The following is a 13,743-nucleotide window of genomic DNA, read 5'->3' as shown; positions in this document are numbered from 1 at the left end:
TACTATGATTCGCACGCATAAGCATATTTTGCGCAAAACTATTGCTCTTGTAGTATCTAGTACAATGCTTCTTGCGATTTGCGCATGCGGATCGAGCAATGCAAAAAACGCATCGCCTAGCGCAAAGCCTCAAGTGAATCACGGCAACGTTATAGTTTTTACGCCTTCTGATGGTCTAAATTTAAGTAGAAAAACTCCATTAAGTACATGGGATAATCTTGTTCCAGAAATAGTAAAATCGTTAAAAAAGCAAGGATTTTCAGAAAATTCTATTACTACTAAATCGTCCAGCAGCTTATACGATCAAAGTCAAGATATTCAAGATTACGTTGTAAGCATGATTACATCTTTAAAAACAAAAAATTCTTCTAAAAATAAAAACAAGAAAACAAGTATCAGAGATATCCATAGCATCGTAAAAAAGCAACTTTCTAATACGACTATTGTTGTTGCTCCTTGGAGTAATAAAAACGGTAATAATAATTATGGTGATTACGTAACTCAACCCACAACACCTAAAGAGCAACTAAAAGAAGAAGATCTAAAATCACAAGAGGAAGCAGAAAATAGACTTACATCGTCATTAGATTTGGCTAAAAAAGCTGGCATGCATGTCGTTATGTTATCTAGGCTTACTAGAGATTTTAAGCCAGATGCATTCTTCAAACTTTCTTCTGCTCAGAGCATTGGAGAAATTCAAGCGTATACTCTTGTGCAAAAATTAGCATTAAATCAGGCTTCTAAAGATAATCCAAAAAGCGTAGAAGTACTTTTGCCTTGCCACAATCAAAAACAAGATGTTCATATGCATTTTGGAGTAAATACTCATGGTAATTCAGATTCTGATAATTCAAGTTCCAAAATTCAAGAATTTGATGATGAATTCGCGCGACTTGCTTTTGCTGGAATCTGGAAAATTCTAAAACCTTATTTCACATCTGGATTAATGATTTCACCTTCTGGAAAACTTAGTAAGGATTCAACAGAGAATGACTGGGAAAATGCTGCTTTCGACGCAGATAATTCTGACTCTGTTAAGGCAGAACTTAATTCGAGATTAGTAATAAAGAATGATAACGGAACAACTTCCACAAAACACGTAGATGGCATTATTGCTTTAGATGATCAAGTTGTTATGCAAGTGGAAAAAGCTCTTGAAGACCTTGGGTATAAGGGAAGCTCTGCGGATATCAACCCTTCCTTTACTCTTCCAGATATAATCGGAAGCTTTATAGGAAAACGAAATTTGACTAAGAAAAAGGTTCCAACGCCTGCTTCTACTGCGAAAAATAATGAATCACAAAAATCTAGCACAAAAAATAATGATTTGAATTCATCTGAATCCAATAAAGAGAATAAAAATACTGAAGATTCTGAGCTTAAAGATTCAGCGAATGAATTGTTAAATGACTCAAAATGGCCTGTTATTACTGGCTACGGCGCTTACAAAGATGCTTTACCAAATCTTGTAAATGGAAAGCAATGGATGACTTCTATCGAAAACATTCAGAAAATCTCTACTGATGTTGCTCAAGAATGTAGTTCTCTAAATGTTAATGGAAAATTATCTCAACTCGAAGATATTTCTATTTTTGTAAATAACAGTGGATCAGAAAAAGATATACCTGTAATAACAGAACCAATTCTCGCTGTAAGCGCAACTAATCTTAAAGCTCTTTTGATTGACCCTGGATACGTAACTCTTGCAGATGCAGGACTGTAAAGTACGTTATTTTCTTGGTCTTGGAGCGTAAATCTTATTTTCGATAAGATCGTTATAACGTTCTATAACCGCATTGCGCTTTGCTTTAAGGCTTGGTGTAACTAAACCATTTTCTTGAGTAAAAGCATCTGGAACAATCTCAAATTTTCTGATTGATTCTGCTCTAGAAACATTAGAATTTGCTTTAACTATGCTTTGTTCTACGGAACTTATGACGATTGAATTTTTTCTTGCCTCTTCCAGCGAGCGCACTGGGCTTGCTCCTCGAGATTTCAGCCAAGAATTCACTTCTGCAAGATCTAACGCAATAATCGCAGAGATAAAAGGTTTTCTGTCTCCAATAACAACGCATTGAGAAATAATTGAAGAAGTCATAACTGATGCTTCGAGTATGCTAGGTGAAACGTTTTTCCCGCCAGCTGTTATTATCAGATCTTTTTTGCGACCAGTAATTTTTACAAAACCGTCGGAATCTAAAGATCCGAAGTCTCCTGTATGCAACCATCCATTTACTATTTGTTTTTCAGTTATCTCTGGATGATTATGATATCCTTTGCAAACAGCGGGACTTTTAATACAAAGCTCTCCCTCATCATCTATTGCTACAGACACTCCCTGTACTGGCAAACCAACTGTTCCGATTTTATAGCCTTTCGTTGGATTTACCATTGACGGAGCACATGTTTCTGTCATTCCGTACCCTTCGAGAATTGGCAATCCCATGCCATTGAAGAAATGCGAAATCGATTTGTCTAATGGCGCTCCTCCTGAAACACCATATTCAACGTCTCCTCCAAAAACTTGCAAAATTGAGTTGTAAACGAGCTTTTTACATAAGGAGTGGCTTATAGCCAGCATTGGCGAAATCATTCTCCCCGATTGTTGAGCTTTTGACCATTCTTTTGCCACTTTTACGCTTTGAGCAAATATAAATCCTTTTACTCCTCTACCAGCTTTTTGAGAGGCAGCATTGTAGATTTTTTCAAATATTCTAGGTACACCAAGTATGAAAGTTGGTTTAAAACTTTTAAAATCACTTAGTATTGTTTTAAGGTTGCTTGACAATCCAAGTGTTACATTTCCAGCAAAACAGAAGAACTGCATAAATCTTGCAAATACATGTGCTAAAGGAAGGAATAAAAGAAGTCTTGGTTTGCCTTTTAATGCTATATCTGGCATGGAAAGCATTCCAGATTTCGCTATAAACACAAAATTTCCGTGCGAAAGTTCTATACCTTTCGGGTCTCCTGTAGATCCAGATGTGTAAACGATTGTAGCTAGATCATCGCCTTTAACAGCTTTTTCTCTTTCATAAAACTCTGAGTCTGTAACTGTTTTTCCATACTCAATTAGCGCATCTATTGCGTCTCTGCTTAATACATAGACATCGTTAAGGCTTGGACATGACTTCTTTGATATTTCCACAGTTTCACGCATATTTTCATCTTCAACAAAAATCATGCTTACTCTAGAATCGTTAATAATATTTTCTATTTGCACTGCAGAACTTGTTTCATAAATTGGCACTGTTAACGCGCCTATAGACATTATTGCCATATCAAGCACAGTCCACTGCCATGAAGTATGCGCTATTATCGATATAGTGTCTCCCGGCATCACACCGTGTGCTATGAATCCTTTTGCTACCGATATAACCAAATCTTTAAAGTCTTTAGCACTGTAGGAATTCCATTCCCCGTCGCGTCCTACATACTCAACCAATGAATCGTTCGGCTTACGTTCTACGCGACTTTCAAGAAGCGAAAAAATGTTTGCATTGTAATCAATTTTCTCATCGAGATTACGAGAATACTTTTGCATATTCGCTCCCTAATATGTTTAAGAAAATCTTATGTAATAATCTTAGGTCAATGTCTTAAGCCCAAGACTCTTATTACACTATACGACACGCATTTTACAGACTATTTTTTTCTTCTTTTGTCTCTTCTTTGGGCTTTAAAATTATTCGTTTTTTCGCTACCATTTTCCTTGGATTTGCATAAGTCCTGTCTCTTCGTTTTAAACCCCATTGAATACACAAATTGTCACAATGATCTGATCCAACTGTTACGTAACCAAAAAATTGACCTTTTCTAACAACTGTTCCAACTGGTAAATCCGTATATGCTGGCTCAAATGTGGAAGACAAAACTCCATGTTTGATTGTTACAACAGATTTTCCAGCCACAAGTCCAGCAAAATTTATTATTCCATCTGATGGAGCATATAGCTCAGTTCCTTCCTCTGCTCGCAAATCAACTCCTCTATGACCTGCGAGCCATGGTTTTGCTGGAGCATCAAAATCTTTAATAATGTTTACATTTTTTACTGGCCATACCATCCTTGATTTACAATTTGTAGTTTCTTTTAGTGTTGAAGCTGTTGAAACTTGACTAACTGTATTCGCGACTATTTTTTGCTTTTTACCTACAAAAGATTTTTCTATGCAACCAGCGTCAAATGAAGATACACTATAATCAGTTTGATTCGATTGCAAATATTCATACTCAATACTTTTGTTTATTGTAGGATTTATGCAACTATGAATAATCAACATGATTACAATCAGAATAATAAAAATCAGTATTCTAACAAATTGTGATTTTTGTTTTAATATAAATTTTTTGACTTTTAAGATTCTGGGCTTAATCATTTTTAAATCAAATATTTTTCTCATGATATTTTATTTTTCTCCTTTCATAAATCAAATTTGTTTTATGCTTCAACAGCAAAAATCTGCATTCTTTAAAGGTTTTCGCTTATATTTGAAAGTTTTTCACAAAATTCTTTTTTTAGGAACACTTTTTTATCAATGTGGTTAAAGCGTACAAATCATTGGTATTCCAACGATTATGAGTTTTCGACACGCCCAAACACGCTATATTTGCATATCATAAAATTCCGTGTAATATAAATGTCTTGTGCACGGCACACAGCCAAGCGCAAAGGATATTCCTGCGTAGCTCAGTTGGCAGAGCGTTCGACTGTTAATCGAATGGTCGCTGGTTCAAGCCCAGCCGCAGGAGCCAAGAAAACCACCAGCAAGTCTGGTGGTTTTTTTGTTTTGAATTTATTTGAATATTGTATTCTAATGAATCGCAAATGATATCGCTTGTCTTGCAAATCATCAAAAATGCTACAAACTACAAGGGTCACGTACTTAGTTTGGCGTAAACTATAAGTGTTGTTTTGCAAAAAGCAATTCTTGGCGAAGATTGATAAAAACAGAGGATGATACATGTTAGAAAACATCTCCGAAGCCACGAATAATGGTCATAAAAAGAAGATGATAATTCTCATTGCTGGCGTCATTGTATTAGCTTTAGTATTAGGCGTTGGTGGTATTTGCTGGAGCATTCAGCACTCATCTCGTATGAAAGAAGCTAGAAAACAGTGCGAAATTAAGGTTGCACAAGTTAGCAAAGCAAGCCAGTCATGGAAAAAACTTACTAAAAATTCTCTTCTTATCTCTTTTGCTCAAGATAACTCAGAAAATGGCAAATTACTTGCTAAGCTTTTGAAGCAGCGTTTGCCAGAAACGGTTGTATGCAATGCTAATTCTCCAGAAGAGTTAGGCTCTCAGGGAGCTCAAGCTATAGCTGCAACTCAATGGTATTCTGACAATGCTCAGCGTATTCGTGGAGTGACTTCTGCAATGATTGATAAGCTTTCTGCAGCATCTACAGATACTACAGCTAATGCGCAGGAAAAGCAGAAGGCTGAAGAAAGTCAGAAGGAACTGCAGAAGATCACCGCTCCTGTTATTCGTATAGCTCCTAAGGTAAAGCGTAAGCCGAATATTATTATTCAAAATATTCCTCCTACTCAAGAAGAAAAAGTTCAAGCAGATAACGCCATGCAGAAAAAGATTGAAGAAGCAAAGCGTCAAGCTGACGAACAAGCTGCTAAAGCTAAAGCAAAGGCAAAGTCTGACGCAGAAAAGAGACGTTTAGAATTAGAAAGAAGAAAGCGAATTAGGGATGCTGCCGAAAACCTACAGAAGCAGCTAGAAGAACAAGCTAAGAAGCAAGCTGAAGAACAAGCTAAGAAGCAAGCTGAAGAACAAGCTAGGAAGCAAGCTGAAGAGGAAGAGAAAAAGAAGGAAGAAGAAAGAAAGCAGACGGAAGAGGAAGAGAAAAAGAAGGAACAGCCAGATCCTAAAATTTCTAACGACGGAGACAAATAATAACCTCTGTTAATCAATATAAAAATGCGCTCAGCAAAATCACTGAGCGCATTTTTTATATTCTAATCACTTTGTTAAATCAACTTGATCTAAAGGAATAACCTTAGTGTGGTACTTAATCTTGTATCCAACATAAAGCACAATGAACAGCGGCACAGACATATAAGTTATGCCAATTGCTTGCCAATTAAGCGTGTGGAATGATTCAAGATCTTGGCCAACAATAACCAAAATGCACAATACAAGAGCCACGATAGGACCGAATGGATACCACTTAGCTTTATAAACAAGATCGTCCAAAGACTTTCCTTGAGCAATATACGCTTTGCGGAACCTGTAGTGCGCAGCTGCGATTCCTGCCCATGCAATAAATCCAGTCAAACCACTTGCAGCAACTAAGAACATGTAAATTTGAGTTCCAAAAATACTCATCAAGAATGTTAAAAGAGCTACAACAAACGTTGCAACCAAAGATTGCATTGGAACACCTCTTCTATCTACGTTTCCAAACATCTTTGGAGCGTGATTATCTTTTGCAAGAGCGTAAAGCATTCTAGTAGAAGCATACATTCCAGAGTTTGCTGCCGAGATAACAGATGTAAGCACAACGGCATTCATGATTGTTGCTGCAATCGCCAATCCTGCACGCTGGAACACAAGAGTGAATGGGCTTATAGAAATATCGCTAGCTTCCGATCCAAGCAAACTTGGGCTTGTGTATGGAATAATGCATGCGATTACAAAGATTGCAAGAATGTAGAACAAAACAATACGCCAAAACACTTGCTTTACAGCCTTTGGAATACTCTTATCTGGTGTTGCAGATTCACCTGCTGTAATGCCAATAAGCTCTGTTCCTTGGAACGAGAATCCTGCAATTGCAAACGCACCTAAAACAGCTGGGATTCCGCCAGCAAATGGAGCATTTTTATGTGTAAAGTTGCTTAGAAATGGCGCTTTTCCGCCTAAAATTCCAACAATCGTAAGCAAACCAATAGCAAGGAATATAATAACGGTTACAACTTTAATAATCGAAAGCCAGTACTCTGTTTCTCCAAAGCACTTAACCGTAAGAATGTTAATCAAAAGAATAACAACAAGAACTGTTAGCGAAAATACCCATATTGGAACATTAGGAAGCCAATATTGCAAAACAATTGCTGCCGTACTTATATCTACAGCAACCGTGATTGCCCAGTTAAACCAATAATTCCAACCCATTGCAAATCCTAAAGCAGGATCAATAAACTTTCCAGAATATGATGCAAAAGACCCGCTAATTGGCATATATGTTGCCATCTCTCCTAGAGATGTCATAAGAAAATAAACCATGATACCGATTGCAGCGTATGCCAAAAGCGCGCCACCAGGTCCTGCCATGTGGATTGTTGCGCCACTAGCTACAAATAAGCCTGTTCCAATGCTTCCACCCAAAGCAATCATGGAAATGTGGCGTGTTTTTAAACTGCGATGCACAGTTTGAGATTCAGTAGTTGATGAACTGTCGTTATTCATTGTTTCCTCCTTTTGACAATATTCAAACAGAGGCAAACAGACAACAGTATGCATGTCGATAGCACTCCGCAGCAAATTGCCAAAATTGCTGCGACAGTCCTTGGCTTATTAAGCCAAGTCCCAGCTTGTAAGCTAGAAAGAATAACCTACAAACTTCGGCGCTCTCCCCTTTTGCAAATCACTTAACGCCTCTTTCTGGCTAATGATTGCTATTCTTGTTGAGCGCGACCTCTGGTCGATGTGTTTCATTATTGAGATAGGCAAAGACAAACTCTAGACACTAACCGATATTTATTCAGATTAGACTATATTTTCTATTTATTTTGATTATTTTTTTCTGTATTTTTTATGGCTTTATCGGAAATTTTACGACTATATGCATTATGTCTGCGATATTTACTTATTTTTATTGGCGATTTGCGGTTCATTGCACCAAAAAGCGTTAAATCAAACTTTACAGACATTAATCGCATCGCAACTACTAGCACAACAATAAGAGTATCTAAAATCATCTCTGTAATAACGTCAAAACATCCTGCACGTTGTGCTTTTACAACAAATACCGTCAAAACACACCCAACTGCAGCAGGAAGCGCATACCAATGCTTATCTCGAACAATTACAGGAACTTGATTCAAAACCATATCTCGAATTAATCCACCACCAAGAGCTGTAGCCATGCCTAAAAACACAGACGCCATTCCAGACATGTGAAAATCCAAGCCTTTAGCGGTACCATTTACAGCAAAAAGCCCCAATGCTAAAGCGTCAAGAGTTAACATAAGCCATTTCCACTCATCAATTTCTAGATGAGCGAAAGCAACAATAACACCCGAAGCAAGACCAGTAAAAACAAATCCCCTATCTGCAATTCCAACTGGCGGCAAAGCTCCAAGCAGAACGTCTCTAACAATTCCGCCACCCAATGCTGTAAGCCATGACGTTGTGATTATTGCAAAGATATCATAATTCTTGCGAATAGCCCACATTCCGCCAACCATTCCGCAGCAACCCATAGCAATGTATTCAACAACAAGGAAGAAAATGTTATCTCCTAAAGCCCCTTCCACAATATTTCCTTTCCAAGGTTAGTTAAACACTTAAAAAACAAAATCCGCCTAATAAGCCTATAACCAATTAAGCATACAATTAGCGCGCCACCTTTTATAAGATATAAAAAATGACGCGCCAAATACTAAAAACTCTAACGGATTTAAAACGACTTTTAAATAGCTCTTAAACAGCTTTTAACTAGTCGCACACCTTCCACATCCAGTTGTGAGTATCTTCAACATCTCCAAGCTGAATACCAAGCAATTCATCACGCAAAGCCTGAGTCAACTCACCAACTCCACCATCAGCAACCTTAAGATCGAAGTCATCTGACTTAAAGCGACCAATAGGCGTAATAATCGCAGCAGTTCCGCAGGCAAAGACTTCAGTGACCTCACCAGAGCGAATATCGTCAAGCAATCCCTGAAGTGGAATCATAGTTTCAACAACCTTGTGACCCGCTTCTTCTGCAAGCTGAATAATAGAACGACGTGTAACACCTGGAAGAATGCTACCAGTAAGAGATGGAGTTTCCAAATGACCATCCTTGTGCAAAACAAACACGTTCATTCCACCAAGCTCTTCCAAATAGGTCTTAGTTGCTGCATCAACGAAGCAAACCTGTTCGCAACCGTGTTCAATACCCTTGTATTCACCGAGCAAGGAAGCCGCATAATTTCCACCACACTTAGCAAAACCAGTACCACCAGGGCCAGTGCGGAACCACTGATCTTCAACCCAAATACTAACTGGCTTCAAGCCACCTTTAAAATATGGTCCTGACGGAGAAGCAATAACACAATATTCAACCTCATGAGCTTCTCGCACACCTAAGAACGGCTCGGAAGCAAACATGAACGGACGCATATAAAGAGTATATTCGCGTCGGCTTGGAACCCACTCTTTATCTCGCTTAACTAAGGCTGCAACAGATCCAATAAAATCGTCGATAGAAAGATCTGGCAAATACAAACGCTTCGCAGAATTCTGGAATCGTGCCGCATTAATATCTGGACGGAAAAGCCAGATGGATCCATCAGTTCGCTTGTATGCTTTTAAACCTTCAAAGCATTCTTGGGCATAATGCAACACAGAAGCACCTGGATCCATTTTTAATGGCCCATAAGGCTCAACACGTCTATCCGACCAGCCTTCTCCCTTGGTCCAAGACATATGGACCATATTGTCGGAGAAAATCTGACCAAAAGCAGGCTTATCAATCAGCTCTGCTCGCTTTGCATCCGAAACAGGATTATCGTTAGGCAAAACAGTAAAATTGCCAGCCAGTTTGTTCAACAGATCAGAATCACTATGATCGTAAGAATCATAGGCATTTTTAAAGTCTGGAGCAACCTCTAAATCAGCCATTATGTCTCTTTTCCTAATTTGCGATATTACTTGTATTTTTATTATTGCTTTTATTGCAATTAATGGTATAGATTAGTACGATTCTCGATTAACGCAAGACTGTAAACAGATATTTTTATAGAAAAAAGACTAATTAAACCAAAAATCTTACGAATTGCAACAAAAAATTAACATTAAATACGTAAAAAATAAACTCGCAGCGTAACATTTGTGCCTCTGGTGGGACTCGAACCCACAAGCCCGTAAGGGCGTCAGATTTTAAGTCTGATGCGTATGCCAATTCCGCCACGGAGGCAACAGACAATTATTATGCCATATAATACAATTAAAAACAACTCAGCGTGTGGCGAGAATTCTACGACCCAAATCTAACGTGATTCCATCTAGTAAACCATGCTCACTAGCAACAAAAGTATCTAGAACTCCACCATGGTCTTCATACGCCGCTTTTGCAAGTCGTTCAAGCACACGACTCAACACAACTGCACCTCCACCAACAACATCAATCCTTCCAGGATGAATAGTGGTATAAGTACGCCTACGTTCTCTTGTCATATGCAAGAACCTGTCATTAACTGTATACGCCTGATCCAACGCGATTTTTACTCCATCAACAGCCTTATGGTCATAATGCTTTAATCCAATAGCAAGGGCTGCCATAGTTGTAACAGTGCCAGAAACACCAATAATCGTGCGAGCTTTACCAGCGTTAACATGCTTAAAAGCTTCGTCTATATTTTTGTCAATATCTTTTATAGCACAAGAAATTTCTTCTTCTGTTGGAGGGTCTGTATGCAAGTGTCTCTCAGTCATTCTAACGGAACCAATATTCATTGAATACGCGGAATCCACTTTATCTTCCGCAATATTCACGCCGTCTCCACCAAGAACAATCTCAGTAGACCCACCACCTAAATCTACAACAACATAAGGGGCTTGCAAATCTTTTCTAGAAACAACACTTGTTGCTCCCAAAAAGCTCAAAGCAGCTTCTTCTGTTCCGCTAATAACTTCAGGGCGTACGCCAAGCTCATCAAACATCATCTGTTCAAAAATGTCTCTATTTAGCGCATCCCTAGTTGCAGATGTTGCTACAAAACGAATAGCATCTATTTTGTGTTCGCTAAGCACTTTTGCAAATTCTTTGGCAGCAGATTTAACTCTCTGCAAGGCATCTTCAGCAAACATATGCGTTTCATCAATTCCCTGACCAAGTCTTACAACTCTAAGCATTCTAGGAACAACATCGCGCATACCATTAGCATTAACTTTTGCAATTTTTAATCTAATCGAATTCGTGCCACAGTCAATTGCTGCTACGCAAACCGATTTATTAGTTCCAACGATTGTATTGGTGTTAAAAGATTTTGTATTTAATAATTTCTCAGTTTCAATTTCATTAGCATCATCACTCCAAGGAGTAGTGCACTTACAAACATTAGGGTCAAATTCATTTTTTACCTTGCTTAACACCATATCGCCAATAGGATTCACACCTTTGCCCATTACAAGACTTTGCGCAAGCAAGGCATGCAAACACTTAACACGAACAGGCATACCCCCAGCACTCATATCTTTAATATGCTCTTCACTATCTTCTAATCGAATAGCTAATTCGTGACGAAACTCTAAATAGTATTTATGTGCCTGCTCATATTTTTTAACAATATCATTGTCATTATTCAATAAATTGTTGCATTCCTTCATAAAACCTTGTGCTTCAAGATGCGAAGCTGCTTTAACCGCTTCTGGACTTGTTAAGTAGCATGTAGTTGGAAAAGGAGTTCCATCTTCTAAGCATGGTCTTGTAATAACAGCAAGAGGACGTCCACAAGCGCATCTAGCTCCAACTGCAACCATGCCCCTAGGGAATCTTCCCAATTGACGTTTAACAATGTCTTTATCTGCATCACTTGCAGGGTTTTCCAACAAACTATCCACTAAGGATTGTATATTCAAATCCATGTTTTTAACTCCCCTATGCATTTGCATGATTTTAAAATAAAGTACTTTAATATTTTCTTACTACTGTCTACTTGTATTACTCTGTTTCTTATCTGTAGATTTTGACGATTTATTTTTCTGATGCTCATTTTGCTGGCGACTTTTATCCATTTTATTATGCTTAGAAGTCTTATCTTTATTAGAATCGTCAACGTCATCGTTTTGAGATTTCATACTCATATCATCTGGCTTATCTGCTTTATGAAGAGAATAGAACAAATCACTATACCAAGGAAGAGCTTTTCTTTCTTCATACTGTGATTCATCTTTATTAAATGATTTTGGCACAACTCCTGTAACAGCTTCTGGGTGTTCAACTCTAACAGCCTGCTCTCCAGGGAATATGAATCCTAGCCTATCCCTAGCTTGTGCAGTAACATACGCTTTATCTTTCCAACGATCAATATTATTATCCAACTCCTGTTTTTTGTCTTTTAGAGCAGACTCATCTCTTTGCAAAGCGTGTAATTCAGCCAAGCTTAACGCATAATTTCGAATTGTTGAAACAAATTCTATAGAACAAAGAAACGCCACTACTATCATAAAAACAAATACGAACGAACCAGAAAACAGCCTTTTTTTCTTTGGCTGATTTGATTCATCAACTGTACTTGTTGCCGTGCGGCGATTTCTCAAAACCATACTTCTAAGTTACTTTAAATATTCGACGTGTAAATACACCTTATATTTACTTTTAGCCTAAAAAATCATTATTACACAATATGAACAAAATACACGCCAAAATACAAAAATTGTGACCAGCTATCCATATATAGGAGCTGGTCACAAAATCATACTCAAAATTCTTTTAAAACTTAGATTCCCAACTATTCCATTTGAGCCTTGCTCAAAATCGTATCTGCAGAATGCTGCAACTTTTGCAACTCTTCTTCAGTCAAATCAAGCTTGCACTGCTCAATAATGCCATCTCGACCAACAATCGCTGGATAAGAAAGATAAGAATGATATTCTTCACGATAATTGGATACAGGCATCTGTTCTCTAGAATCCGTCATTACAGCATTCACTAAACGAACAGCTGCTGCAGCAATACCGTAGTTGGTATATTTCTTTCCATAGAACACAGTGAAACCGCCTTCGCGAGTTTCATCATCAACAGCATCCAAGTCAATGTTCTTTTCCTCAGCAAGATCAGTAATTGGCTGCTCTAACACTTTTACCGTAGACCATGCAACGAACTGTGAATCGCCGTGCTCGCCTAAACTATAACCCTTAACTGCCTTAGGATGAACTCCGAAGAACTTTCCTACAGCACGATGCAAACGGGCAGAATCAAGAAGAGTGCCAGTACCAATAACTCTTTCGTATGGAAGTCCAGTAGCTTCCTTGTAGAGCTGGCAAATAGCATCACAAGGATTAGTGATATCTATCAAAACGCCATGGAATCCAGAAGCTTTAATTTTTGCACCAACTTCTGCAACCTCTTTACGGTTATACTTAAGCTCCGCAAAACGATCTGGATGAGGAACATCCAAAAGTTTTATATGACCCAAGGCGCTTACGATTACTTCTACGTCTTTTAATGCTTCATAATCATTTACTGTAATATTAACGTTAAAAGGCACATTATCCATTGAATCTTCAAAATCAAGAGCATCAGCCTTAACTTTTGCTTCATTTGAATCATAAAGATACAAATCGTCAACGTGACCACCAATAATGAGCTGATGGGCTACTGCAGCACCAACATTACCCATGCCTATAACAGCGACTTTTCTCATATGAAACATCTCCTTCTGTTTTTAGTTTTTCATAAAAATAGCACTATTCTGGAGATAATGAAAGTAATTTTAGAAAAATTTTTTTAAAATTTTAAGAAATCATTGAAAATATACAAAAACGGCCAGCCGCATTTTATTGCGACTGACCGAAA

Annotated in this window: 10 protein-coding genes, 2 tRNA genes and 1 riboswitch; of the genes, 3 read left to right on the top strand and 9 right to left on the bottom strand. The window is 38.0% G+C overall.

The features are described from left to right. Positions 1 to 4 precede the first annotated feature (4 nt). Complete coding sequence (locus HXT53_RS03230) at positions 5 to 1,723, top strand: hypothetical protein (RefSeq protein WP_004111800.1); 1,719 nt, start codon at positions 5 to 7, stop codon at positions 1,721 to 1,723. Between the two features lie 6 nt (positions 1,724 to 1,729). Here HXT53_RS03230 and HXT53_RS03225 read toward each other — a convergent pair whose 3' ends face one another. Continuing rightward, positions 1,730 to 3,544, bottom strand: a complete 1,815-nt coding sequence (locus HXT53_RS03225; protein WP_004111801.1) for an AMP-dependent synthetase/ligase — start codon at positions 3,542 to 3,544, stop codon at positions 1,730 to 1,732. A 94-nt stretch (positions 3,545 to 3,638) separates the two neighbouring features. Continuing rightward, complete coding sequence (locus HXT53_RS03220) at positions 3,639 to 4,400, bottom strand: M23 family metallopeptidase (protein ID WP_004115249.1); 762 nt, start codon at positions 4,398 to 4,400, stop codon at positions 3,639 to 3,641. Between the two features lie 276 nt (positions 4,401 to 4,676). On the opposite strand from HXT53_RS03220, the gene HXT53_RS03215 reads away from it, so the two are divergent. Together HXT53_RS03215 and HXT53_RS03210 are read left to right on the top strand one after the other, a co-directional pair. Further along, positions 4,677 to 4,752: transfer RNA gene (locus HXT53_RS03215), tRNA-Asn, on the top strand. A gap of 209 nt (positions 4,753 to 4,961) precedes the next feature. Beyond that, positions 4,962 to 5,909 (top strand): hypothetical protein, encoded by a 948-nt coding sequence (locus tag HXT53_RS03210; protein ID WP_285064630.1) that lies wholly within the window; start codon positions 4,962 to 4,964, stop codon positions 5,907 to 5,909. A 66-nt stretch (positions 5,910 to 5,975) separates the two neighbouring features. On the opposite strand, the gene HXT53_RS03205 is transcribed toward HXT53_RS03210, so the two are convergent. The 7 genes from HXT53_RS03205 to HXT53_RS03175 all read right to left on the bottom strand — a co-directional run bounded on the left by HXT53_RS03205 (position 5,976) and on the right by HXT53_RS03175 (position 13,591). Then, on the bottom strand, positions 5,976 to 7,424 hold the full coding sequence (locus HXT53_RS03205; RefSeq protein ID WP_004117983.1) for an amino acid permease: 1,449 nt from the start codon (positions 7,422 to 7,424) through the stop codon (positions 5,976 to 5,978). 51 nt (positions 7,425 to 7,475) lie between these two features. After that, positions 7,476 to 7,667: riboswitch (Lysine riboswitch) on the bottom strand. A 71-nt stretch (positions 7,668 to 7,738) separates the two neighbouring features. Then, positions 7,739 to 8,494, bottom strand: a complete 756-nt coding sequence (locus HXT53_RS03200; RefSeq protein ID WP_004111813.1) for a trimeric intracellular cation channel family protein — start codon at positions 8,492 to 8,494, stop codon at positions 7,739 to 7,741. A gap of 181 nt (positions 8,495 to 8,675) precedes the next feature. Next, positions 8,676 to 9,845, bottom strand: coding sequence for a branched-chain amino acid aminotransferase (locus tag HXT53_RS03195; protein ID WP_004111815.1), 1,170 nt, complete (start codon positions 9,843 to 9,845; stop codon positions 8,676 to 8,678). 211 nt (positions 9,846 to 10,056) lie between these two features. Next, a tRNA-Leu gene (locus tag HXT53_RS03190) sits at positions 10,057 to 10,140 on the bottom strand. Positions 10,141 to 10,181: 41 nt separating this feature from the next. Then, on the bottom strand, positions 10,182 to 11,810 hold the full coding sequence (locus HXT53_RS03185) for a DUF501 domain-containing protein (protein ID WP_174143063.1): 1,629 nt from the start codon (positions 11,808 to 11,810) through the stop codon (positions 10,182 to 10,184). 60 nt (positions 11,811 to 11,870) lie between these two features. After that, a complete protein-coding gene (locus HXT53_RS03180) occupies positions 11,871 to 12,491 on the bottom strand; it encodes an FtsB family cell division protein (protein WP_048730273.1) in 621 nt (206 codons plus the stop codon). A gap of 185 nt (positions 12,492 to 12,676) precedes the next feature. Continuing rightward, on the bottom strand, positions 12,677 to 13,591 hold the full coding sequence (locus HXT53_RS03175; protein ID WP_004111821.1) for an L-lactate dehydrogenase: 915 nt from the start codon (positions 13,589 to 13,591) through the stop codon (positions 12,677 to 12,679). Positions 13,592 to 13,743: the final 152 nt, after the last annotated feature.

This window comes from Gardnerella sp. KA00390 (assembly GCF_049244075.1).
GTDB classification, from domain to species: Bacteria; Actinomycetota; Actinomycetes; order Actinomycetales; family Bifidobacteriaceae; genus Bifidobacterium; species Bifidobacterium vaginale.
This window is presented reverse-complemented; position numbering and strand designations above follow the sequence as displayed.

Excerpts from the sequence above, each read along its gene's own strand:
- HXT53_RS03230 (WP_004111800.1), top strand. The coding sequence starts at position 5 with ATGATTCGCACGCATAAGCATATTTTGCGCAAAACTATTGCTCTTGTA.
- HXT53_RS03185 (WP_174143063.1), bottom strand. The coding sequence starts at position 11,810 with ATGGATTTGAATATACAATCCTTAGTGGATAGTTTGTTGGAAAACCCT.
- HXT53_RS03210 (WP_285064630.1), top strand. The coding sequence starts at position 4,962 with ATGTTAGAAAACATCTCCGAAGCCACGAATAATGGTCATAAAAAGAAG.
- HXT53_RS03195 (WP_004111815.1), bottom strand. The coding sequence starts at position 9,845 with ATGGCTGATTTAGAGGTTGCTCCAGACTTTAAAAATGCCTATGATTCT.
- HXT53_RS03220 (WP_004115249.1), bottom strand. The coding sequence starts at position 4,400 with ATGAGAAAAATATTTGATTTAAAAATGATTAAGCCCAGAATCTTAAAA.
- HXT53_RS03205 (WP_004117983.1), bottom strand. The coding sequence starts at position 7,424 with ATGAATAACGACAGTTCATCAACTACTGAATCTCAAACTGTGCATCGC.
- HXT53_RS03175 (WP_004111821.1), bottom strand. The coding sequence starts at position 13,591 with ATGAGAAAAGTCGCTGTTATAGGCATGGGTAATGTTGGTGCTGCAGTA.
- HXT53_RS03180 (WP_048730273.1), bottom strand. The coding sequence starts at position 12,491 with ATGGTTTTGAGAAATCGCCGCACGGCAACAAGTACAGTTGATGAATCA.
- HXT53_RS03225 (WP_004111801.1), bottom strand. The coding sequence starts at position 3,544 with ATGCAAAAGTATTCTCGTAATCTCGATGAGAAAATTGATTACAATGCA.